This is a genomic window from Kribbella pratensis (assembly GCF_004366075.1).
In the GTDB taxonomy this organism is placed as follows: Bacteria; Actinomycetota; Actinomycetes; order Propionibacteriales; family Kribbellaceae; genus Kribbella; species Kribbella pratensis.
Genome location: NZ_SODU01000001.1, coordinates 783,665 through 806,439, shown reverse-complemented (window position 1 = coordinate 806,439; position 22,775 = coordinate 783,665). Strand labels below are relative to the sequence as shown.

General features: G+C 69.0%; 21 protein-coding genes. 11 read left to right on the top strand and 10 right to left on the bottom strand.

What is annotated here, in order from left to right; genetic code table 11:
- The first annotated feature begins 205 nt into the window (after nucleotides 1-205).
- The gene (locus EV137_RS03855; RefSeq protein WP_134126586.1) at nucleotides 206-1,744 is read left to right on the top strand and encodes a MinD/ParA family ATP-binding protein; all 1,539 of its coding nucleotides are present in this window, start codon (nucleotides 206-208) and stop codon (nucleotides 1,742-1,744) included.
- Nucleotides 1,745-1,829: 85 nt separating this feature from the next.
- Here the strand turns inward: EV137_RS03855 and EV137_RS03850 are convergent, their stop codons facing one another.
- From EV137_RS03850 to EV137_RS03840, 3 genes are read right to left on the bottom strand one after another with little or no spacing between them, the layout of a single operon-like run.
- Complete coding sequence (locus EV137_RS03850; RefSeq protein ID WP_134126584.1) at nucleotides 1,830-2,624, bottom strand: ABC transporter permease; 795 nt, start codon at nucleotides 2,622-2,624, stop codon at nucleotides 1,830-1,832.
- Entirely contained in the window at nucleotides 2,621-3,262 is a 642-nt protein-coding gene (locus EV137_RS03845; RefSeq protein ID WP_134009718.1) for a DedA family protein, read from the bottom strand. The genes EV137_RS03850 and EV137_RS03845 overlap by 4 nt, the downstream gene beginning before the upstream one ends.
- Complete coding sequence (locus tag EV137_RS03840) at nucleotides 3,259-4,176, bottom strand: ATP-binding cassette domain-containing protein (RefSeq protein ID WP_134126582.1); 918 nt, start codon at nucleotides 4,174-4,176, stop codon at nucleotides 3,259-3,261. The genes EV137_RS03845 and EV137_RS03840 overlap by 4 nt, the downstream gene beginning before the upstream one ends.
- Nucleotides 4,177-4,337: 161 nt before the next feature.
- Here EV137_RS03840 and thrS point away from each other — a divergent pair, with 161 nt between their 5' ends.
- On the top strand, nucleotides 4,338-6,359 hold the full coding sequence (gene thrS, locus EV137_RS03835; protein WP_134126580.1) for a threonine--tRNA ligase: 2,022 nt from the start codon (nucleotides 4,338-4,340) through the stop codon (nucleotides 6,357-6,359).
- Nucleotides 6,356-6,925 (top strand): HIT family protein, encoded by a 570-nt coding sequence (locus tag EV137_RS03830; protein WP_134009724.1) that lies wholly within the window; start codon nucleotides 6,356-6,358, stop codon nucleotides 6,923-6,925. Before thrS ends, EV137_RS03830 begins: the two co-directional genes overlap by 4 nt.
- A 48-nt stretch (nucleotides 6,926-6,973) precedes the next feature.
- Here the strand turns inward: EV137_RS03830 and EV137_RS03825 are convergent, their stop codons facing one another.
- The 3 genes from EV137_RS03825 to EV137_RS03815 all read right to left on the bottom strand — a co-directional run bounded on the left by EV137_RS03825 (nucleotide 6,974) and on the right by EV137_RS03815 (nucleotide 9,877).
- Nucleotides 6,974-7,894, bottom strand: coding sequence for a hypothetical protein (locus EV137_RS03825; protein ID WP_134126578.1), 921 nt, complete (start codon nucleotides 7,892-7,894; stop codon nucleotides 6,974-6,976).
- Nucleotides 7,895-7,909: 15 nt separating this feature from the next.
- Complete coding sequence (locus EV137_RS03820; RefSeq protein ID WP_134126576.1) at nucleotides 7,910-8,827, bottom strand: hypothetical protein; 918 nt, start codon at nucleotides 8,825-8,827, stop codon at nucleotides 7,910-7,912.
- Between the two features lie 87 nt (nucleotides 8,828-8,914).
- Nucleotides 8,915-9,877, bottom strand: a complete 963-nt coding sequence (locus EV137_RS03815; protein ID WP_238175073.1) for a hypothetical protein — start codon at nucleotides 9,875-9,877, stop codon at nucleotides 8,915-8,917.
- A 108-nt stretch (nucleotides 9,878-9,985) separates the two neighbouring features.
- Here EV137_RS03815 and pgsA point away from each other — a divergent pair, with 108 nt between their 5' ends.
- From pgsA to EV137_RS03800, 3 genes are read left to right on the top strand one after another with little or no spacing between them, the layout of a single operon-like run.
- Complete coding sequence (gene pgsA, locus EV137_RS03810) at nucleotides 9,986-10,639, top strand: phosphatidylinositol phosphate synthase (RefSeq protein ID WP_134126574.1); 654 nt, start codon at nucleotides 9,986-9,988, stop codon at nucleotides 10,637-10,639.
- A complete protein-coding gene (locus EV137_RS03805; RefSeq protein WP_134126572.1) occupies nucleotides 10,639-11,508 on the top strand; it encodes a phosphatidylinositol mannoside acyltransferase in 870 nt (289 codons plus the stop codon). Before pgsA ends, EV137_RS03805 begins: the two co-directional genes overlap by 1 nt.
- A gap of 10 nt (nucleotides 11,509-11,518) precedes the next feature.
- Nucleotides 11,519-12,616 (top strand): glycosyltransferase family 4 protein, encoded by a 1,098-nt coding sequence (locus EV137_RS03800; RefSeq protein ID WP_134126570.1) that lies wholly within the window; start codon nucleotides 11,519-11,521, stop codon nucleotides 12,614-12,616.
- Here EV137_RS03800 and EV137_RS03795 read toward each other — a convergent pair.
- Nucleotides 12,592-13,554 carry a helix-turn-helix transcriptional regulator gene (locus EV137_RS03795; protein ID WP_134126568.1) on the bottom strand — a complete coding sequence of 321 codons (963 nt, stop codon included), beginning with the start codon at nucleotides 13,552-13,554 and terminating at the stop codon, nucleotides 12,592-12,594. The genes EV137_RS03800 and EV137_RS03795 overlap by 25 nt on opposite strands.
- A gap of 63 nt (nucleotides 13,555-13,617) precedes the next feature.
- Here EV137_RS03795 and EV137_RS03790 point away from each other — a divergent pair, with 63 nt between their 5' ends.
- Entirely contained in the window at nucleotides 13,618-14,757 is a 1,140-nt protein-coding gene (locus tag EV137_RS03790; RefSeq protein ID WP_134009738.1) for an epoxide hydrolase family protein, read from the top strand.
- Nucleotides 14,758-14,760: 3 nt separating this feature from the next.
- On the opposite strand, the gene EV137_RS03785 is transcribed toward EV137_RS03790, so the two are convergent.
- A complete protein-coding gene (locus tag EV137_RS03785; protein ID WP_134009740.1) occupies nucleotides 14,761-15,165 on the bottom strand; it encodes an HIT family protein in 405 nt (134 codons plus the stop codon).
- Nucleotides 15,166-15,247: 82 nt separating this feature from the next.
- Between EV137_RS03785 and EV137_RS03780 the strand changes: the two genes are divergently transcribed.
- The 3 genes from EV137_RS03780 to EV137_RS03770 all read left to right on the top strand — a co-directional run bounded on the left by EV137_RS03780 (nucleotide 15,248) and on the right by EV137_RS03770 (nucleotide 17,932).
- Entirely contained in the window at nucleotides 15,248-15,697 is a 450-nt protein-coding gene (locus tag EV137_RS03780; RefSeq protein WP_134009742.1) for a hypothetical protein, read from the top strand.
- Nucleotides 15,694-16,569, top strand: coding sequence for a tetratricopeptide repeat protein (locus tag EV137_RS03775; protein WP_134009744.1), 876 nt, complete (start codon nucleotides 15,694-15,696; stop codon nucleotides 16,567-16,569). The genes EV137_RS03780 and EV137_RS03775 overlap by 4 nt, the downstream gene beginning before the upstream one ends.
- 115 nt (nucleotides 16,570-16,684) lie before the next feature.
- Nucleotides 16,685-17,932, top strand: a complete 1,248-nt coding sequence (locus tag EV137_RS03770) for a tetratricopeptide repeat protein (protein ID WP_134126566.1) — start codon at nucleotides 16,685-16,687, stop codon at nucleotides 17,930-17,932.
- A 31-nt stretch (nucleotides 17,933-17,963) separates the two neighbouring features.
- Here EV137_RS03770 and EV137_RS03765 read toward each other — a convergent pair whose 3' ends face one another.
- A complete protein-coding gene (locus EV137_RS03765; RefSeq protein ID WP_134009748.1) occupies nucleotides 17,964-20,114 on the bottom strand; it encodes an elongation factor G-like protein EF-G2 in 2,151 nt (716 codons plus the stop codon).
- Nucleotides 20,115-20,232: 118 nt separating this feature from the next.
- On the opposite strand from EV137_RS03765, the gene EV137_RS03760 reads away from it, so the two are divergent.
- Complete coding sequence (locus EV137_RS03760; protein ID WP_134126564.1) at nucleotides 20,233-22,197, top strand: DUF2207 domain-containing protein; 1,965 nt, start codon at nucleotides 20,233-20,235, stop codon at nucleotides 22,195-22,197.
- Nucleotide 22,198: 1 nt separating this feature from the next.
- Here EV137_RS03760 and EV137_RS03755 read toward each other — a convergent pair whose 3' ends face one another.
- The gene (locus EV137_RS03755; RefSeq protein WP_134009752.1) at nucleotides 22,199-22,726 is read right to left on the bottom strand and encodes a ferritin; all 528 of its coding nucleotides are present in this window, start codon (nucleotides 22,724-22,726) and stop codon (nucleotides 22,199-22,201) included.
- Nucleotides 22,727-22,775 lie beyond the last annotated feature (49 nt).

Here is a 22,775-nt window from a genome sequence, read left to right as displayed (position 1 = left end):
CTGGCCGCTTCGGGTCACCGCGACGGATGGCCCGCGCGAGCCTGGATACTGGTTGCGGAACCGTCACCGGACGCTCCGGGTGGTGACGTGGTAAGGACACCGGGTCATGGGATAGTGGACCCTCCCGGAGACCTCACCTCTCCGGACCACCCAGCAAGCCTCCTGGGGCCACCCGCCCCCTCTCACAGAATCGGGGATCCAGGTCGTGACCGACTCGCACAACTCCGGACAGCACAAGGACCGGGAAGCGGCGGCGGCCGAGGTCCGGAGAATGTGGCAGCCGACCCCCTCCTGGACCCAGCCGGACCCTAACCAGACGCCCGACGCCGAACCGGTCGAGGAAACCGAGGAGCAGGCCGACGCCCTGTCGCAGGAGTTCCCCGGCGACTCGTGGTCCGGACCGGCCACCAAGCCCGTCGACCAGCCGGCGCCGTGGACCCAGCCGCAGCCGAGCGCGCCTGCCCCGTCCTGGACGCAGCCGGCCGCTGAGCCGGGTGCTGCGTCGTGGAGCCAGCCGGAAGAGAAGGACGACGAGGCCGGTCTCGAGGCCGAGCCGGCAGCCACCGACGAGGCTGCTGCTACCGCTCAGGACGCTGGTCAGAACAGCCCGGTGTTCGGCGGTTCGTCGTTTCACGTCTCCGGGCAGGACCAGGGCACGCCGCCACAGGGAGCCCAGTTCCCACCTGCTCAGCCTCCGCAGGCCGCTCCGGCGCCCCAGCCGGGACAGGGTGGTCAGCCACTCTCGCCAGCTGCTCAGCACTTCTTCCCGCAGGGCGTCCCGGGGCAGCAGGCGCAGCAGCCCCCGCAGAACCTGTCGTACCGCGCCGACGAGCTGATCCAGGCGCTGCCGCTGCCCCGGGAGGCTCCGGCCGAGCGCGGCATGCGGAGCATGCTGAAGCTGCGTCCAGGGAGCGCCGAGCGTTCCGAGCGGATCGCGCGGGCGACCGCGGCGACGGCCTTCCGCCGTCCTGTGACGATCGTCGTGGCGAACCCGAAGGGCGGCTCGGGCAAGACGCCGACCACCCTGATGCTCGCGGGTGCGCTCGGTCAGGCCCGTGGCGGCGGTGTCGTCGCCTGGGACAACAACGAGCTGCGCGGCAACATGCACCTGCGGACCCACGACACGAACTCCCGGTCGACCGTCACGGACATGCTGCAGGCGATGCCGATGCTGACCCAGCCGGACGCCCGGCTCGGCGACGTCGCGGCGTACCTGCGGCACCAGGTCGCTGGTCAGTACGACGTCCTCACCTCGGCCACCACGACGTACGCGCAGATCGAGGCCAAGGACTTCGACCAGATCCACCGCCTGCTGAGCCGGTTCTACAAGGTGCTCGTGATCGACACCGGGAACAACGAGGGCTCCAGCAACTGGCGCGAGGCGATGAAGGCGGCCGACGCCCTCGTCATCCCGATCAAGTGGAAGAGCCTGTCCTGCGCGGCCGCCGTACAGATGCTCGAGGAGCTCGACAACCAGGGTCCGGAGGCACAGCGGCTGATCCGCCGCGCGGTGATCGCGGTCTCGAACGGCCCGGGCGACGTCAACAAGGAGGTCGAGAAGCAGCTCCGGCCGTACTTCGACTCCCGCGCGGCCGCCGTCATCGACATCCCGACCGACATGCATATCGCGGCGGAAGGCCCACTGGACCACAACGCCCTGCAGCCCAACACCCGCCGCGCCGCCCTGGAACTCGCGGCCCGGGTCTCGGAACAGATCACCATCGCGCTCAACACCCCGCGCTGAGCACATCCCTGGGCACAGCACTGGGCACAGCACTGAGCACAAGCAACGAGGCGGTCCGGATGCTTCCGGACCGCCTCGTTGCTGTTCAGGCGTCGCGTCGTTTGAGGATGCTCGCACCGAAGACCAGTGCGCCGCCTGCCCAGGCGATCAGGATCGCCGCGCTCAGGGTGGGGGAGAGCGGGTCCGTGGCGCCTGTCAGGAAGTTCTGGCCGGCCCCGCCTGGGAGGAGGGCCGCTGTCCACACCAGTGCGCGCAATGACGCCTGGCCCAGCATCAGCGGCACCACCAGAAGCAGCAGGAAGGCAACTGTCAGCGTGCCGGCGGTGCTGCGGACCACCCAGGCGATTCCGGCGCTGAAGAGGCCGGCAGCGGTCGCATAGAAGCCGACAGACAGCAGGTCGACCACGAGGTCGGTGGCGTCCCAGTCAGCCCAGGAACCGGCGGTCAGACCGCCTGCCACCGAAGCGATCGCGGCCATTGCGACCCCGTAGACGAACAGGACCGGTACGAGCACGGCAGCCTTGGCGAGTACGACGTCCCGCCGCACCGGAGTCCACTGCAAGGTCGACCGGATACTGCCGGTCGCGTACTCCGAGGTGACTGTCAGCAAGGCGAACGCGGCAATCACCACCTGCACGATGAGCATCGCCGAGACGCCGAACTGCCCGATCGGCTGCTGCTCCGCGACCGCGCCCGGCTCGAGGTGCGTGTTGTCGTAGGCGAGTCCCCAGCCGTACTGCATCCCGAGCAAAATGCTCAGTACGGCGGCACCCACGATGTTGAGCCAGCTGGACCGGACCGACCACAGCTTGGTCCACTCCGACCGAACCGCGTTCGACAGACCGCTCCCGGTCCCCACTGTGAGGATCGCAGTACTCATCGTCGACCCACTTCCACGAGCTCAGCCTCTACCTGACCTTCACGCCTCTTCTTGAGCCGATGCCGGACGACCTCGACGACCAGCGTGACCGCGAGCGCCAGGCCGATGCCCAGCACCACGCCCTTCAGCGGGTTGTCCTCGAACGCCTTCCCGCCGATGTATCCGACCAGGCTGCAGTAGATGCCCCAGCTGACCGCGGCCAGTGCGGCGAACCCGGAGAACTGCCGGAGCGGATAGCGGACCGATCCCATCGTCAGCGTGACCGCGGTACGTCCTCCGGGCACGTACCTGGCGACAACGAGGACCAGCCCGCCGCGCTCGGCCAGAGCCTGCCTGGCCCAGAGCACCGCGGCGTACCGTCTGGTCCCTGGCGTCATCCGGTCGAGCATCCGTCCGCCGGCGCCGCGCCCGAGGGCGTAGGAGATGTGATCGCCCATGAAGGCTCCGACCGCCGCGACGACGATGACGGCGTACAGGTTGGGCTCACCGGCGGCGGCGAACACTCCTGCCGTGACGACCAGCGTCTCCGACGGGATGGCCGGGAAGAAGCCGTCGAGCGCGGCGAATCCCCACAACGCGAGGTAGATCCACCAGGACGACATCAGTTCGTGGGCGAACTGCAGGATCGCGTCGCTCATGACGCCACCGCCACGCCGTACTCGACGCTGTCCGCGGTGAGCTCCATGTAGGCCTCCTCGAGCGACGCGCGCTCCGTCACCAGTTCGTGCAGCCGTACGCCGAGTTCGTAGGCGAGATCGCCGACCCGTTCGGCCGGTACGCCGGTCACCACCAGTCGCTCCTGAACGACGTCGACCCGCTCGGCCTCCGCTGCCAGCCGGTCCCGCAGTACGGCGAACTGGGTCCGGTCGGGGATCCGCACGGCGACGGTCGTCCTGGACGACCCCGCGATCACGTCGCCGACCGCGGCGTCCGCGATCAGGCGGCCGCGACCGATCACGACCAGCTGATCGGCGGTCAGTTGCATCTCGCTCATCAGATGGCTGGAGACGAAGACCGTGCGGCCCTCGGCCGCGAGCGAGCGCATCAGCTCACGGACCCAGCGGACACCGTCCGGGTCGAGGCCGTTCACGGGCTCGTCGAACATCAGCACCTCGGGATCGCCGAGCAGGGCGCCGGCGATGCCGAGCCGCTGGCCCATGCCGAGCGAGAACTGCCCGGCGCGTTTCCCGGTCACGGTGTCGAGGCCGACGATCGACAGCACCTCGTCGACGCGGGTGACCGGGACGCCGTTGCTGCGGGCCATCGCGACCAGATGGTCCCGGGCGGACCGGCGAGGGTGCAGGGCCTTGGCGTCGAGCAGGGCCCCGACCTTGGTCAGTGGGCGCGGCCAGTCGGCGTACGGGCGTCCGTCGACGAGCGCGGTGCCCGCGGACGGGCTGTCGAGGCCGAGGATCATCCGCATCGTCGTCGACTTGCCGGCACCGTTCGGCCCGAGGAAGCCGGTCACCCGGCCGGGGGAGATGGTGAGATCGAGCGAGTCCACGGCGGTCGTTCCGCCGTACCTCTTGGTGAGTCCTTCGAGCGTGATCACGCCGGGGCCCTTTCCTGGTTCTTGTGGTACATCGAACCTAGAAACGGAGGTGCCCCGGGCACATCGGACGAGCGGCTGGTCCCGGCCCCTACTTTCGTCAGGTGTGTCGATACCATCTGTGCGTGACCGGTATTCGGCTGGTCGAGACCTGAGGAGTGCACGTGTCGGAAGTCAAGGTCCACCTGATCGGCGTCGAGGGCGAGGCTGAGCGGAGTGTGACCGAGACGACGACGATCGGGGAGCTGTTCGCCGGGATCTTCGGCCAGGACCGCTCCGCCATCGCCGCCCGGGTCAACGGTGAGCTGCGGGACCTGTCCCGGGTGGTCGCCGACGGCGACGAGATCGAGCCGGTCAAGGCGGCGTCGGAGGACGGCCGGGCGATCATCCGGCACTCGACGGCGCACGTCCTCGCGCAGGCGGTGCAGGACCTGTTCCCGGAGGCCAAGCTCGGCATCGGCCCGCCGGTGGAGAACGGGTTCTACTACGACTTCGACGTACCGACGCCGTTCACGCCGGAGGACCTGACCAAGCTCGAGAAGAAGATGCAGCAGATCATCAAGGAGCGGCAGCGGTTCAGCCGCCGGGTGGTCTCCGACGACGACGCGCGCGACGAGCTCGCGACCGAGCCGTACAAGCTCGAGCTGATCGGCATCAAGGGCTCCGCGGCCGACGCCGCCGAGGGGGCGAGTGTTGAGGTCGGCGGCGGCGAGCTGACGATCTACGACAACGTCCGGCGCGACGACAGCGTGGCCTGGAAGGACCTGTGCCGCGGCCCGCACGTCCCGGCCACGGGGTACCTCGGCAACTTCAAGCTGATGCGTACGGCGGCGGCGTACTGGCGGGGTAGCGAGAAGAACCCGCAGCTGCAGCGGATCTACGGCACCGCGTGGGAGTCGCGCGACGAGCTCAAGGCGTACCTGACCAGGCTCGAGGAGGCCGCCAAGCGCGACCACCGCAAGCTCGGCACCGAGCTCGACCTGTTCAGCTTCCCGGACGAGATCGGCTCCGGTCTCGCGGTGTTCCACCCCAAGGGCGGCGTGCTGCGGAAGGTGATGGAGGACTACTCCCGCCAGCGGCACGTCGAGGACGACTACGAGTTCGTCTACTCACCGCACATCACCAAGGGCCAGCTGTTCGAGACCTCCGGTCACCTGGACTGGTACGCCGACGGCATGTACCCGCCCATGCACCTGGACGAGGAGCGCGGCGCGGACGGGCAGATCCGCAAGCAGGGCCAGGACTACTACCTGAAGCCGATGAACTGCCCGATGCACAACCTGATCTTCGCGGCCCGCGGCCGGTCGTACCGGGAGCTGCCGCTGCGGCTGTTCGAGTTCGGCACGGTCTACCGGCTGGAGAAGTCCGGCGTCGTGCACGGTATGACCCGCGCCCGCGGCTTCACCCAGGACGACGCGCACATCTACTGCACCCGTGAGCAGATGCGCGACGAGCTGCGCAACCTGCTGACGTTCGTGCTCGGCCTGCTCGCCGACTACGGCCTGGACGACTTCTACCTCGAGCTATCCACCAAGAACCCGGACAAGTTCGTCGGCTCCGACGAGGTCTGGGAGGAGGCCACCGAGACGCTGCGGGAAGTTGCCGAGGGCTCCGGCCTGGAGCTGGTCCCGGACCCGGGCGGCGCCGCGTTCTACGGCCCGAAGATCTCCGTCCAGGCCCGGGACGCGATCGGCCGGACCTGGCAGATGTCGACGATCCAGCTGGACTTCAACCTGCCGGAGAGGTTCGAGCTGGAGTACACCGCGCCGGACGGCTCCCGGCAGCGGCCGGTGATGATCCACCGGGCGCTCTTCGGCTCGATCGAGCGGTTCGTCGCGGTGCTGACCGAGCACTACGCCGGCGTGTTCCCGCCCTGGCTCGCTCCCGTGCAGGTGATCGGCATCCCGATCACCGACGGGCATGTGGACTACCTGTTCGACATCGCCAAACAGCTCAAGGCGCAGGGAATCCGGGTCGAGGTCGACGCGTCCGACGACCGGATGCAGAAGAAGATCCGGAACGCCCAGAAGGCCAAGGTGCCGTACATGCTGATCGCCGGCGACGACGACATGTCGGCCGGATCGGTCTCCTTCCGGTACCGCGACGGAACGCAGAAGAACGGCGTACCGATCGCCGACGCCGTGTCCGAGATCGTCGACTCCGTAGCGAAGCGCGTTCAGGTATGACGGACACCCCCGACTCGCCGTACACACCTGAGGAACTGGTGGGGCAGGACGGGGTCGGGGTGCCCGATCCGTTCATGCGGCTGTGGACGCCGCACCGGATGGCGTACATCGAGGGCGAGAACAAGCCCACCAGTGACGAGGCCGGTGCGGGCTGCCCGTTCTGCCGGCTGCCGGGGCTGCCGGACGCGGATGCGTTGATCGTGCACCGCGGCGAGGCGGCGTACGCCGTCCTGAACCTGTACCCGTACAACCCGGGCCACCTGATGGTCGTGCCGTACCGGCACGTCGCCGACTACACCGAGCTGAGCGAGGCGGAGGTCGCGGACGTCTCGACCCTGACCCGGCAGGCGATGCAGGCGATCCGCACGGTGTCGGGGGCGCACGGCTTCAACATCGGCATGAACCAGGGCGAGATCGCCGGCGCCGGCATCGCGGCCCATCTGCACCAGCACGTGGTCCCGAGATGGGCCGGCGACACCAACTTCATGCCGGCGATCGCCCACACCAAGGTCCTGCCCCAACTCCTCCCGGACACCCGCGCACTCCTCGCGAAGTCCTGGCCGTAACGAACGAATCGCCCCACCCGGCGGATCGGGTGGGGCGGTTGTCACGGCTCAGTCGCCTGCCAGCCGCTCGCCGCTGAAGAGCTGCCAGTGGAAGTAGACCGGCTCCTCGAACGAGCCCGGCACCTTGCGGATCATCCTGATCGAGGTCGCGGCACCGTTGGCGTGGCCAACCTTGTACAGGTACGCCGAGCCGGTGTCCTTGTCGATGCCGAGCAGCAGTACGCCGTCGTCGCACGCAGCCGCGACAAGCCTCTCGAACCCCTGCCACGTCGAGCCCCGGACCTGTTTCACCACACCCGGGATGATGTGCCCGCCGGCCAACGGCAGCCGGGCCGTGTACAGCTTGCCGGAGGTCAGCGTCATCAGGAACGTGTCGTACGTCGCTGTCTGGCTGATCAGCGTCATCGCCTTCACGCCCCGGTAGCCGGACTGCCATCCGGTGACCTGCCGACTCGCCACACCGTTCTTGTAGGTGACGTTGCGGCGGTAGAGCGTGCCGTCGTTGTGCAGCGAGTACTCGGTCTCGCGTTGCGCGGTCGCGGTGACGTACGTCGACCGGTCGAGACTCCGGTAGACCTGCCAACCGGGCCCGACTCGGGTGAGCTGCCGCTCCGTCACGGGACCCTGGCCGTTCGCCGTCACGTAGGTGCTGTCGTACATCGTCGAACCCATGATGACCGGGCCCACGTGCGCCATACCGCCGACCTCTGCCGCGCCGTACCGGACCGTCGCGCTCAGCCGGACCTGTCCGTCGGGGAAGAGGTTCTTGGCGACGATCCAGTTGTCGACCACGGCACCCTCCTCCGTGATGACCTGCTCCCGGTGATCGCCGCCGGCCGTCACCGATCCGAGATTGAGCCCGCAGCTACGGGCGGTCGTGCTGGGTTGCGCCGACGCCGTTCCGGTCAGGAGACCGGCGCTCAGCACCCCCGCCGCCAGAACTGCGCTGTACTTCGTCCATTTGTTCATTCGTCCCCCAGGTGGTTATTCGCCGAAGAGCAGTGGGTCGCTGTACTTGGTCCAGCTGAAGTACACCGGGTCCTTGAACGTGCCGGGAGCCTTGCCGAGGCCCTTGATGACTGTCGACAGACCGTTGGCGTGGCCAACGGAGTACAGGTAGCCGTTGCCGGTGTCGCGGTCGATGCCGAGGACGATCGTCCCTTGACCGCACGGTGCGGCCACCAGTGTCTCGAACACACCCCAGGTCGACATCCGGATCGGCTTCACGACCGGCTGGATGATGTGCCCGCTGACGCGCGGGAGGCGGGCGGTGTACAGCCGGCCGGTGCTGTGCGTCATCAGGAACGTGTCGTACCTCGAGGTCTGGCTGATCAACGCCATCCCCTTCACGCCGCGGAAGTTGGACGCCCAACCGTCCATGTGACGGTAGACCCGCCCGTTCTCGGTCTTGACGGTGCGGCGCTCCAACTCAGCTCCGTCATTGGTGAGCGACCATTCGACTGATTTCGCCCCTACCGTCGACCGGTCAAGGCTCCGGTAGTTCTGCCAGCCCGGACCGACCCGCGTGAGCTGCTTCTGCGACACCGTCCCGCCGCCGACCGGCGTACGGTACGAGAAGTCGTACAGCACCGATCCCAGCACCACCTGGCCGGTGTGCAACTCCGAGCCCTCGCCCGGACCGTACCGGACGGCGGGGCTCAGCCTCGTCTGGCCGTCCGGGTAGACGTCCTTCGCGACGATCTTGTCGGTGACCTTCGTGACCGGCGCTGTCGCCGAGAAGGTCTGCATCCGGTGATCCCCGCCGGCCGTCACCGAGCCGACCGAGATCCTGCACGGCGCCGTCGTCCCGCTCTGCTCCGCCGTCGCCGTGCCGGCCGTGAGCAGTCCTGTGGTGAGCGTCGCGGCGGCCATCAACCCGCCGTACCTGAGAAGTGTGCGCATTTCCACCACCCCCATTGCTGCTAGATGGTGGTTGGACGCCGGTCTGGACCAGAAAGTTCAGCGCCAGAAGATTCAGCGCAAGAAGATTCAGCGCAAGAAGAGTGGGAGCATCGGGTCGACCAGGTTGGTGAGCGTGGCCAGGGTGACCTCGCGCGGTGGGTTCGTCAGCGCGGTGACGCGGACGACCCGGCGGCCCTGGCGGAAGACGAGTTCGCCGGCCTCGGGGAGGTAGTACCCGGGCTGCCCGATCGGCGCGAACCGTGGCGGCGGGACCTGCTGCGCCTCCGGGATCGTGGCCTGGTCGAACGCCTCCACGATCGAGACGGTCGCGTCGTACGTTCCCCAGATGCAGGTGAGCGCTCCTTTCACCCGGTAGTCCCGCCGCAGTTGCACCTGCAGCTGGATGAACCGCTCGGCCGCCGCGGTCGACAGCTGACACGTCTGGTCCGACTGCCGGGCCGGCCGCAGGGTGCGGGGTACGGCGTCCCGCGCGGCCAGCGCGATCGCGATCGCGCGCGCCTTCTCGATCCCGTCCGCGGGATCGCGGTCGATGCCGCCGGCCGGGCTGATCCGCACCGCACGGTCTGCGACCCGGAAGACGATCCGTGACTCGCTGATGGTTGCTTCCGGCCCGAGCTCCGGCAGCGACTCGACCGCCCCGGGATTCTCCACGAGCCGGCTGAGCGTGTCCGGCTGGATCGGCAGCGCGCTCACGCCGATCGTGACCGGCCGGTCTCCGAGCAGCAGGGTGCAGAGGTCCATCGCCGGAAGTCCGCCGTCGTTCCAGGCGCCCGGCTTGGCCGTGACCGGGCCGCGGAACTTCGCGGTCAGCGGGCGCGTGATCGCCGTACACACCTGTGGCCCGGGCGCCGCCGACGTACCGTCGAGTCCCTCGGGCTGTGGGGGAGCGATGACGGTCGGGATGACCACCGAGGGCGGCACGGGCGCCGGCGCAGTGCCGTTGGCGCGCTGCGCGACGGAGCAACCGGCGGCGCAACCACTCGCCGCGAGCAGGAGGACGAGCCCGCGCGCGAGCTGCCTGCGAGCCATGCCGGTCACCTCCTCACCCCCAGCATCCTCCGTGCGGGGGCCCGACGCAGGCCGAAACCCGTGCCGCGTCACCTGGCTGTGACCCTGGTGAACTACGATCGCGTCGCCATGCTTAACAGATTCCGGCAGTTCTGGACCAAGGTGATCACGCCGATCGCCACCCTCCTGCTCAAGCTCGGTGTGAGCGCCGACGTGGTCACGCTGGTGGGCACCATCGGTGTGTCCGCCGGAGCGCTGATCTTCTTCCCGCGCGGCCAGCTGTGGCTCGGCACGGTGGTCATCACCTGTTTCGTGTTCTCGGATCTGATCGACGGCCACATGGCCCGGACGTCGGGTACGTCGTCGAAGTGGGGCTCGTTCCTCGACTCGACGCTGGACCGGATCGCCGACGGCGCGGTCTACGGCGGCCTGGTGATGTTCTACGCGAACTCGCACGCCGGCGACTCGACGCTGATGGCGGCCGTGACGCTGTGGGCGCTGGTGATGGGCGCGGTCACGTCGTACGCGCGGGCCAAGGCGGAAAGCCTCGGGCTGAAGGCGAGCGGTGGCCTCGCCGAACGCGCTGACCGCCTGGTGTTCACGCTGGTCCTCGCGTTCTTCTCCGACGTGTTCAACTTGCCGATCCTGCTGGAGATCGTGATCTGGTACGTCGCCGCGGCGAGCACGATCACCGTTGTCCAGCGGTCGCTCTCGGTGCGCAAGCAGGTCCTGGCCGACCCGTCCAACGCGGGCCTCGACACGCCGCCGGACCCCAAGGCCTGATGGAACGGGTCCGGCACCGGGTCGTAGACCTGGCCTTCGCGCTCGCCTGGACCCTGGTACGACGCCTGCCCGAGCGGACGGTCACGTGGCTGTTCCAGCTCGCCGCGGACCGCACGTTCTGCCGCAACGGCCGCGGCGTACGGCGATTGCGCGGCAACCTGGCCGCCGTACGTCCGGAAGCAGGCGAGGCCCAGATCGACGAGCTCACGCACGCCGGGATGCGGTCGTACCTGCGCTACTGGCAGGAGGCGTTCCGCCTGCCCGAGTGGTCCGACGAGGAGATCGTCGGCCGGGTCCGGACGGTGAACGAGAAGGTGCTGCGGGACGCCTACGCCGCAGGGCAGGGCGTGATCTGCGCGCTGCCACACCTGGCGAACTACGACCACGCGGGCGCCTGGGCCGGACTGACCGGGATGCCGGTGTCGACGGTCGCGGAACGCCTGCAGCCGGAGTCGCTGTTCGACCGCTTCATCGCGTACCGGAAGAAGCTCGGCATGGAGGTGCTTCCGCTGACGGGCGGTGACGACGACGTCACCGGCGTACTCGCGGACCGTTTGCGGGCCGGGGGATTCGTGTGCCTGGTCGCCGACCGAGACCTGTCCGAGCGCGGTGTCCCGGTTACGTTCTTCGGCCGGCCGTCGCGGATGCCGGCCGGACCGGCCGCCTTGAGTCTGAAGACCGGCGCACCGCTGATCCCGGCGACGCTGCACTACGACGGCCCGGAGCTCGTCATCACCTTCCACGACGTGGTCGATCCCGAGGGGGGCGCGGCGGCGATGACCCAGCGCTGCGCCGACGCCTTCGCGCTCGGGATCGCCGAGCACCCGCAGGATTGGCACATGCTGCAGCGGATCTTCCTCGACGGGTGAGAATTGAGCCGTGAGGATCGGCGTGGTCTGCCCGTACTCGCTGGGCACGCCCGGCGGAGTGCAGAACCACGTCCGCGACCTCGCCGAGGCGCTGCTGTCGCTCGGCCACGAGGTGTCGGTCCTGGCCCCGGTCGACGAGTCCTCGGACAGCGCGATCCCGCCGTACGTCGTCTCGTCCGGACGGGCCATCGGCGTGCCGTACAACGGGTCGGTCGCCCGCGTGACGTTCGGTCCGCGGACGGCGGCGCGCGTGAAGAGCTGGCTCGCCGACGGGGACTTCGACGTCGTCCACGTCCACGAGCCGACCACGCCGAGCGCGTCGATCATCGCGCTGTGGTCCGCCGACGGCCCGTTCGTCGCCACCTTCCACACCTGGCAGGTCCGGTCCCGGGCGATGAGCGTGGCGTCCAGCCTGCTCCGGCCGGCGCTGGAGAAGATCGACGCCCGGATCGCGGTCTCCGAGAACGCGCGCTCGATGATGGTCCAGCACATCGGCGGCGAGGCTGTCGTGATCCCGAACGGTCTCTACACCGCCCGGTTCAAGGGCAGCCCGCGCCCTGAATGGATGGGCGAGGACGGCACGATCAGCTTCCTGGGCCGGTTGGACGAGCCGCGCAAGGGCCTCGGCGTGCTGCTGGACGCCGTACCGGCGCTGATTGCCGAGCGTCCACGGTTGAAGGTCCTGGTCGCCGGATCAGGGCAAGCCGACCAGACGCTGCCGTCGCGGTATCAAGACAACGTGCTGTTCCTGGGCGCGATCGACGACGAGGCTCGGGCGGACATGCTGGCGGGCTCGGACGTCTACGTCGCCCCGCATCTCGGGGGCGAGAGCTTCGGCATCGTGTTGCTGGAGGCGATGGCGGCGGGTGCACCGGTGCTGGCGAGTGACCTGCCCGCGTTCCGGCACGTACTGGAGGGCGGTCAGCTGGGCGAGCTGTTCGAGCCCGGTAACGCCGGCGAGCTGGCGGCCCGTGCACTCCGGCTACTACGTCGACCCGATGAGCGCGAGCGTCTCCGCTCCGTCGGACTGGCCGCCGCACCGAAGTACGACTGGTCCGTCCTGCTGCCAGACCTGCTCTCGGTCTACGAACTCGTAGCGCGCCGGTAGCGCTCGGCCAGCCGCGCCACGTACGCCGTCAGCTCCGGAGGACCGTCGAGTACGACGAAGTCCGCGTCGAGCAGGCCGAGATGCAGAGCGAGATTCTGGACGCTGTCGGCCCCTGTCCGCAGCAGACACCGCTCCTCGTCGATCGGCTCGACGACTCCGACGGCAGGCGTCAGCTGTTCCACAAGCACCGGCGCAGGTACGGCGACCTCCACGGACGCCCGGTACCGCCAGGCCGCGGCGGACACCCGCCGGGACACGTACGCCGCCACGTCACCGTCCTCGGGCAGCTCGCGCGGAGCGAACCGCGGACCGGTCGGGATCCGCGGCCGCACCCGATCGACCCGGAACGTCCGCCAGTCTCGGCGCTCCAGGTCGAACGCGACGAGGTACCAGCGCCGGCCCCAGTTGACCAGCCGGTGCGGTTCGACCCGCCGGAGCGACTCCGAACCGTCATGTGCAAGGTAGTCGAACCGCAGCTGCTCCCGGTCCCGGCAGAGCCCGGTCAGCTGCGTCAGCAGCTCCGGATCGACCTGCGGACCCACCTCGTCCGGCGGCACCTGCACTGTGTATCCGGCGAGAGTGTTGACTCGCCGACGCAGTCGCGACGGCAGCACCTGCTCCAGCTTGCTCAGCGCCCGTAGCGAGATTTCCTCCACTCCGGCGACGCCGGCGGCCTTCCGGAGCCCGATCGTCACCGCCACGGCTTCGTCGTCGTCCAGCAGCAACGGCGGCAGCGCAGCTCCCGCCCCCAGCCGGTAACCACCCACGGATCCACGGGTGGCGTCCACCGGATAGCCGAGCGACCGCAGCCGCTCGACGTCGCTGCGCACCGTCCGGGCGCTGACCTGCAATTTCTCGGCCAGCTCGGCACCGGTCCAGTCGCGCGGCGACTGCAACAACGTGAGCAGCTTCAGCAGCCGAGCCGAGGTCTCGATCATGTCCGAAAGTCTCGCATGCAATTAGGAAGCTAACCCGCCTAATGGGCTTCTAGCGTGAAGGACATGACGAACAACATCGAGATCCGGCCCTTCCGCATCGACATTCCGCAGGCGGACCTGGACGACCTGCGCGACCGCCTCACCCGCACCCGGTGGGCGAACGAGCTCGACATCGACTACACGGACGCCGTCCAGACCGGGCCGCTACCGCCCGAGTGGGAGTACGGCGTACCGCTGTCCTACGTACGGCGGCTCGCCGGCCAGTGGCTGACGTCGTACGACTGGCGGAAATGGGAGGAGCGGCTGAATTCCTACCCGCAGTACGTCACCGAGATCGATGGGCAGAACGTCCACTTCTTCCACGTCCGGTCCGCCGACCCGGACGCGATCCCGCTGATCCTCACTCACGGCTGGCCGAACACGTCGCTGGAGTACGTCGACCTGATCGAGCCGCTGACCAACCCGCAGAACGGCGAGCAGGCGTTCCACCTGGTCATCCCGTCGGTTCCCGGCTTCGGCTTCTCCGGCCCTACCAAGGACCGCGGCTGGAACAGGTACCGGGTGGCCGCCGCCTGGGCGGAGTTGATGCGCCGGCTCGGTTACGAGCGGTACGGCGCCCACGGCAACGACGGCGGGTCCTACGTGTCCCCGGAGGTCGGACGTGTCGACCCGGAGCACGTCCTCGGCGTCCACGTGACCCAGCTGTTCTCGTTCCCGAGCGGGGACCCGGCGGAGTTGGAGAACCTCACCGAGGAGGAGCAGGGGTACCTTCAGTTCCTGCAGTTCTTCAACGAGAACCTGGGCGCGTACGCGAAGCTGCAGGAGCAGGCTCCGCAGAACATCGCTCACGCGGTGGCAGACTCGCCGACCGGTCAGCTCGCGTGGATCGCCCAGCTGCTCAGTTCCTGCTCCGACGAGCACGTCCTGACCAACGCGACGATCTACTGGCTGACGAACACCGGTGCGTCGTCGGCGCGGTTCTACTACGAGGACAAGCACGCCGAGCATCCGAAGGAGCCGACGACCACGCCGACCGCGCTGGCCAGCTTCGCGTTCGACTTCCGTCCGCTCCGCCGGTTCGCCGAGCGGGACCACGCGAACATCGTTTCCTGGCACGAGTTCGACCGCGGCAGCCACTGGGCCACCCAGGATGCGCCGGACCTGCTCGTCCAGGACCTTCGCGAGTTCTTCTCCGGGCTATGAGGCTCAGGTGAGTTTGGCGGCTGTTGCGTTGATCTCCTCCAGGTCTCCGGGAGTCGGGTGCCAGGGGAGCTGGAGGGGATCGTCCTTGTAGCGGGGGATGACGTGCAGGTGGGTGTGGAAGACGGACTGCCACGCCTCGGCGCCGATGCAGCTCAGCAGGTTGGCGCCGTCGGCGTCCAGGCGGTCGATCACCCGGGAGATCAGCGACTGGGCGAGCAGGGTCGCGGCGGTGAGGTCCTCGGGAGCGGCCTCGCGCAGATCGGTCGAGTGTTCGCGCGGCACCACGAGCAGGTGTCCGGTCGTGCCGGGGTTGATGTCCATGAACGCGATCGCCCGGTCGGTCTCGGCGACCCGCGTGGAGGGGATGGTGCCGGCCACGATCCCGCAGAAGATGCAGTTCTCGCTCATCGGCCCAGGCTATACACTGCGCGAGCCGAACCCTGCCCATTTGCATTGCCCATTTGCACTGCCCATCTGCACCTGGAGCCCGATGCCGGACGAACTCCTGCGCCCGACCGTCGGCGCCGGCCTGGACATGTCGGCGCGCCCGTGGCGCTTGCTGTCCCAGACGTACGTCGCGTTCTTCGGCGGCGTGCTCGCGTCCACGGCCGTGGCCTTCCTCAACGCGGGCCGGCTCGGTGTCGACGCCGCGAAGCGCCGGCTGATCCTGCTGACCGGGCTGGTCGGCCTGCTCGCGGTGATCGGCGTGTTCGTCCTGCTGTACGACGACGCCGGCGTCACGTCGGGTCTCCGGGTGAGCATCCGCGTGGTCGCCGTACTGTGCTGCCTGGTTCAACTGCGGCTGCAACGTCCGATGGACCGCGCGTTCCAGTTGCGGGGCGCGGACTACGGATCCCTGTGGGGCTGGGGAATCGCGGTGACGATCGGCGGCGCGATCGCCGAGGCGTTGATCCTCTTCCTGGTGACGGTGGTGCTGTGAACGAACCGAGTGAGGCACGGCTGCGGATGGCCGCGCACTGGCTGCAGATCGCCCGCCCCGAGCGCGTGCTCGACGAGCTGCAGGGGCTGTCCGGTGATGCAGCGTTGGACTACCGGGCGTACCTGTTCCGCGGCGCCGCCCTGCACGCGTTGCAGCGGGACGCCGAGGCGGTCGACGTACTGCGGGACGGCCTTGCCCAGCACGGCCCGTTCCCCGCGATGCTCCACGTTCTCGGGTCCGCGCTGCGTTCGGAGGGCCGTCTGCCTGAGGCCGAGGCCGCGTTCCTGCAGGGCCTGAGCCTCGATCCGAACGATCCGGATCTGTTGCTCGGGTACGCCCACGTCTGTTTGGCGGCTGGGCAGGCCGAGAAGGCGAGTGCCCTGGTCGAGCGTGCGGCGTCGCACGCGCCGGAGAGCGTGGCGGTCTCGGCGGCCCGTGCGCAGGTGGCGTTCGCGCTCGGCAAGGACCGCGACATGCACCGGCACAGCACCGAAGCCTTGTCGTACGACCCGGAGGACCCGAACGCGCGGGCGTTGCACGGTACGGCGTCGATGCTGACCGGCGACTCGCGAGCCGGATACAACTCGCTGCGGTCGGCCGCCGCCTCGCAACCGGGTGACGCCGATCTGCGGGCCGCCGCCCGCGAGGCGAAGCTGTTCAACCATCCGCTGATGGTTCCGCTGCGCCCGTTCGCCCGCATCAATCCGTTGGTCGTCTGGATCGGAGCGGTCGCGGTCATCTACGGCCTCCGCGCGGCCGGGCTCGCGCCGCTGTCGTTCGCGTTCGCCATGGTCTGGCTGGGCTTCTGCGTCTACTCCTGGGTGGTCCCCCCGCTGGTCCGCCGCTGGATCAACAGGAAATGGGGATCATGACTGTGTTGAATGCCGCGCCTCCGGCGCGGGGGTCATGGGGCTGTTACTCCTGCCCTTCCCTCGTCGCTCCGGTCGCTTCGCTCCCTCCGCTCCTCAGTCCAGGGCAGGAGGCCCCATGACCGGCGAGCGGATCGAGGCGTTGCGTAAGGCGGTCGACGCGGCGCCGGACGACGTACTGCTGCGGCTCGTCCTTGCGGAGTCGCTCGCGGCAGCCGGTGAGGTCGAGGAGGCGCTCGACCAGTACGTCGTACTGCTGGATCAGCACGGGCTACCCGATGACCAGTTCGTGCCGGTCGGTGAGCTGGCCGCTGCGAACGGGCGGCTGGCACTGCTGCGGAACCTGCTCGAAGCGGCTCGTCAGCGCGGCGTGGTCGAGGGGACCGGGCGGCTGCAGCAGCTCGTCGACGGCATGATCGCCGAGCGCAGCGGCGTACGGATCAAGGTCGGGCCGGAGGACGAGCAGGATCCGCTGATCCCGGACACGCCCAAGGAGACCACCACCTTCGACCAGGTCGGGGGGATGGAGGAGATCAAGCGGGTCATCCACCGGATGGTGATCCTCCCGCTGAGCCGGCCGGAGCTGTACGAGAAGTACGGGCGGAAGTCCGGCGGCGGCGTGATGCTGTACGGCCCACCCGGCTGCGGCAAGACGCTGCTGGCGCGAGCGACTGCGGGAGAGTGCGGACTGCCGTTCGTCAACGTCCGGATCGAGGACGTGATGGACCCGTACCTCGGGGTCTCCGAGCGCAACCTGCACGCCGCGTTCGAGCGTGCCCGCGCCAACTCGCCGTGCGTGCTGTTCCTCGACGAGCTGGACGCGCTGGCGTTCGCACGGCACAAGCACGGAGGGTCCGAGGCGCGTCGGCTGGTCGACGTACTGCTGCAGGAGCTGGACGCGATCGGCTCCGAGAACGAGGGCCTGCTGGTGCTCGCCGCGACCAACGCGCCGTGGGACGTCGACGAGGCGATGCTCCGCCCCGGCCGATTCGACCGGGTGATCTTCGTGCCGCCGCCGGACGAGCCGGCCCGCGCCGACATCCTGTCCGTGCTGACCAAGGACGTCCCGGCCGACGGCCTCGACCTGAAGGCACTGGCCGGGCAGACCGCGATGTTCAGCGGCGCCGACCTGCGCGCGCTGATCGAGCGCGGCGTCGACAAGGTGATCGACGAGGCGCTGTCGAGCGGTGGCGAGCCGCCGCTCGCGATGCGGCACCTCACCGACGCGCTGACCGCGGTGAAGCCGTCGACGCTCGACTGGCTGCACCGCGTCCGCTCGTACATCGAGTTCGCCAACCAGAGCGAGCGGTACGACGACGTGGCGGCGTACCTCAAGTCCCGCGACGTACGCCGCCGCCTCAGTTAGGTGCTGTCTGGATCACCAGACAGCACCTGACTCACTTCAGTTTGGACGCGATCGACTCCGGCATCGGCTCGTAGCGGGCGAACTCGCGGGTGAACGACGCCGAGCCGTGGGACAGCGAGCGGAGGTCGATGGAGTAGCGGGTGATCTCCACCTGCGGTACTTCGGCCTTCACCAGCGTCCTGTTCTCGCCGACCTTGTCGGTCCCGAGCAGCCTTCCGCGACGCCCGGACAGGTCGCTCATCACCGCGCCGACGAGATCGTCGGGCACCAGCACCGACACCAGGTCCACCGGCTCCAGCATCGCGACCTTGGTGGCGGCCGCGGCCTCGCGGAGCGCCAGCCCGCCGGCCATCTGGAACGCCATGTCGGACGAGTCCACGCTGTGCGCCTTCCCGTCGCGCAACGTGACCCGGATGTCGACCATCGGGTACCCGGCCCCGACGCCCTTCTCCATCTGCGCCCGGATGCCCTTCTCGACGCTCGGGATGAACTGCCGCGGCACCGCACCGCCGACCACCTTGTCGACGAACTCGAACCCCGACCCGCCCGGCAGCGGCTCGACCTCGATGTCACAGACGGCGTACTGACCGTGCCCGCCGGACTGCTTCACGTGCCGCCCGTGGCCCTTGGCCGGCCCGCCGAACGTCTCCCGCAGCGGCACCCGTAGCTCGACGGTGTCCACGGTCACGCCGTACCGGTTCGACAGCGCGTCCAGTACGACGTCCGAGTGCGCCTCGCCCATGCACCACAGCACGATCTGGTGGGTCTCCGGGTTCTGCTCGATCCGCAGCGTCGGATCCTCGGCCGCCAGCCGCTGCAGCCCGGCGCCGAGCTTGTCCTCGTCGGTCTTGGCGTGCGCCTGGACCGCGATCGGCAGCAACGGCTCCGGCATGTTCCACGGCCGCAGCAGTAGCGGATCCGCCTTGTCGGAGAGCGTGTCACCGGTCTCCGCGCGGGTCAGTCGGCCGATCGCGCACAGGTCACCCGCGATCACCTGCCCAGCCGGGCGCTGCGTCTTGCCGAGCGGGAACGACAGCGAGCCGATCCGCTCGTCCTCGTCGTGGTCCTCGTGCCCGTGCGACGCGCCGTCGTGATCACCGAAGAAGGACGTGAAATGGCCCGACACGTGAACCGTCGCGTCGGGCCTGATGGTGCCGGAGAACACCCGCACCAGGCTGACCCTCCCGACGTACGGGTCCGACGTCGTCTTCACCACCTCGGCGAGCAGCGGTCCGGCGGTGTCGCACGTGAGACCCTGGCGGGCGACCCCGTGCGGGGTGAAGACGTCCGGGAGCTTGTGCTCGAGCGGCGACGGGAAACCGCTGGTGATCACCTCGAGCAGCTCCAGCGTGCCGACCCCGGAAGCGCTGCAGACCGGGATCACCGGGAAGAACGAGCCGCGCGCGACCGCGCGCTCGAGGTCGTCGATCAGCACCTTCTGGTCGATCTCCTCGCCGCCGAGGTACCGGTCCATCAACGATTCGTCCTCGGACTCCTCGATGATGCCCTCGATCAGCGTGCCGCGCAGTTCCTCGATCTGGCCGGCGTACGACGGGTCCGGCGCCGCGACCGAACGTTTGCCGCCGGCGTACTCGAAGTACGACTGGGAGAGCAACCCGATCAGCCCGTCACCAGCGGGCAGGTAGAGCGGCAGCACCTTGTCGCCGAACGCGGCCTGCGCCGTGGACAGCGCGTTCTGGTGGTTCGCGCGGGCATGGTCGAGCTTGGTGATCACGACCGCGCGCGGCATCCCCACCTGGTCGCACTCCTGCCAGACCGTCCGGGTCGGCTCGTCGACGCCCTCGCTCGCCGAGATCACGAACAGCGCGCAGTCGGCGGCGCGGAGCCCGGCCCGCAGTTCACCGACGAAGTCGGCGTACCCGGGCGTGTCGATCAGGTTGATCTTGACCTTCCCCTGGCCGCCGTCGTGCGGCAGCGAGGCGAGCGACAGGCCGACCGAACGCTGCTGCCGGATCTCGGCGTCGTCGAAGTCGCACACCGTGGTTCCGTCCAGGACGGTGCCGGGTCTGTTCAGGACTCCGGAGGCCACCAGCAGGGCCTCGACGAGGGTGGTCTTGCCGGAGCCCGAAGGGCCGACCAGGACCACGTTGCGGATGGCTGCCGGGCTGTCCACAGCGGGCGCGGCTCCGGTGCCTTGGGAAGTGTTCGCCTTGTCTGCCATGACGTTCCTCCTGGTCCACCCACGATTCCCCTAACCGACACTTCGCACAAGGCCCCTCAGCTCGCGGATTCGTGTCGGGCATACAACCCAGGACCCTGGCCGTCGGTAGGGTCGCGGCATGCTTAGAGCGCGTCTCCCGATCCCACGCCTACTGCGCGGCACTCGGCTCGCTACGGCGTGGGACCGGGAGACACGCTCCAGGGCACTCGGGGTCGTCATCAGTACGTTGGTCGCCGTCCTGGCGCTGGCCGGTTTCGCCGTACCGGCGAGCGCGGGTACGGCGGACGCCGGGGACGAGATCAAGAACTTCAAGATCGACTACAACGTCTCCGCGGACGGGGTGCTGCACGTCACGGAGACGATCGACTACACGTTCGGGAGCACCGGCCGGCACGGGATCTACCGCGACCTGGTCACCCGTGAGCCCTACAAGGACGACGACTCCAAGGACCAGGTGTACCAGGTCTCGAACATCAAGGTCTCGTCGCCCTCGGGTGCCCCGGACGAGTTCACCGAGAAGACGTTCGAATCGAACAAGGGCCGTTACAAGGACCTGCAGATCAAGATCGGCTCGGCCGACGAGACGATCTCCGGGTACGAGGCGACGTACGTCATCAAGTACGACGTACGTGGCGCGCTGCGGCACTTCGACGACCACAGCGAGCTGTACTGGGACGCCACCGGCACCGCGTGGAGTGCGGACATCAAGCAGGTCGACATCAGCGTCACCGTGCCGGGCGGGGTGCAGAAGACGGACTGCTTCCAGGGACAGGCCGGCTCGACGCAGCAGTGCACGAGCACGGTCAGCGGTGACCAGGGTGTCTTCGGCGGCACCAACCTCGCCCGCGGCGAGGGGATGACGATCGTCGCCGGGATCACCGCCGGCGCCGTCCAGAACGACACCCCGATCCTGGTCGACCCGCCGAGCTGGCTGGAGCGCAACGGGGTGTCCCGGCCGTCGCTGATCGGCTCCGGTTTCGCGACCGTGGCCGCCATCGTGCTCGCCGCGCTCTACGCGAAGTTCGGCAACAAGGACCAGCGGTACGCCGGGATGCCGCCGGGAGCGTTCCCGCCGGACGGGATCGCCGCGCAGCCGGTGAAGGACGACCTCACCGAGGACCAGATCCCGGTGGCGTTCGCGCCGCCGCGGATCCCGGTCGCCGAGGGCGGTCTGCTGATCGACGCGAAGGCGAACACGACCGAGACCGCCGCGACGCTGATCGACCTGGCGGTGCGCGGCGGCGTACGGATCGACAACGACGGATCGTCGCAGAAGGCGGTGCTGCTGAATCCGGCGGCCGCGACCGCACCCCACGAACAGGCACTGATGCTCGGCCTGTACCCGGGACTGCAGCCAGGCATGGAGGTGCAACTGGAGCGCGGAGCAGTGGGTGACAACACCATGCGGAACGCGCACAACGAGATGATCAAGGCACTCCGTGACCAGGTGAGGGCTCGCGAGTGGTACCTGCGGATGCCGCGGGCCGGCGGCGGCTCGGCGTTCAAGAACGGCTTCGGCTGCGCCTGTACGGCGATGATCGGGATCTGGGTCGTCGGCGCCGGACTGATGGGCACCGTGGTCAGCGCCGCCACCGGCGGGTTGGGCCGGGCGGTCGTCGTCGCGGTCCCGGTGATCGCGGTCATCGTTGCCATCGGCACCTGGATCGCGATCCGGGGCCGCGGGCAACGGAACCCGGCCGGACGCGCGGTGGCCGACCAGCTGATCGGCTTCCGTAAGTACCTCGCCACGGCCGAGGCGGACCAGCTGCGCTTCGAGGAGGGCGAGGACATCTTCTCGAAGTACTTGCCCTGGGCCATCGCTTTCGGTCTTGCGGACCGGTGGCAGAAGGTGTGCGAGCAGCTCGTCGCCGCAGGTCGCATCCCGCCCGACCCGTATTGGTACTCCGGCCCGTCCTACTACACCTCCGGCTGGACCGCGGGCGCGGTCGGCGCGACCGTCGCGAACACCTTCAGCCCGCCGCCCACACCGTCCAGCTCCGGCGGTGGCGGCGGCAGCTCGTCCGGTTTCAGCGGCGGCTCCTCCGGCGGCGGTGGAGGTGGAGGTGGCGGCGGCAGCTGGTAGGTCAGACCGTTCCGCCCGCGGCGGTCGGGGCCGTGGGGTCGGTGCCGGCGTCGCCGACGGTCTCGCGGGCCAGGTAGTCCTCGAGGTGGAACAGGTTGTCGCCGGCGCGCTTGGCGACGTTGACCAGAGTCTTCATGGCGGCGACCTCCTCGACCTGCTCCTTGAGGAACCACTGCATGAACTGCTCGCCGATGTAGTCGCTCTCGTCACGGGCTGTGCGCGCGAGCATCTCGATCTGCTTGGTGACCGTGATCTCCTGCGCCAGCGCGAGCTCCAGCGGCTCCAGCGCGGTCTTGAAGTCGTTCTCGACCTCGCCGACCGACGGGATGTGCGGCCGGATGTCCTTGTCGAGCAGGTACTGGACCATCATCATCGCGTGGTTGCGCTCTTCCAGTGACTGCTTGTAGAAGTGCGCGGCCAGCTGCGGCAGGTCCTGGTCGTCGAACCAGACAGCGACTGCCACGTACTGCTGAGCGGCCGTGAATTCGTTACGGATCTGTTCCTGCAGGAGTTTCTCGTACGTGCTCATTCCGTCAATCTAACGGCCGCCCGCCGAATGCACACCCTTGGCGAGCCTG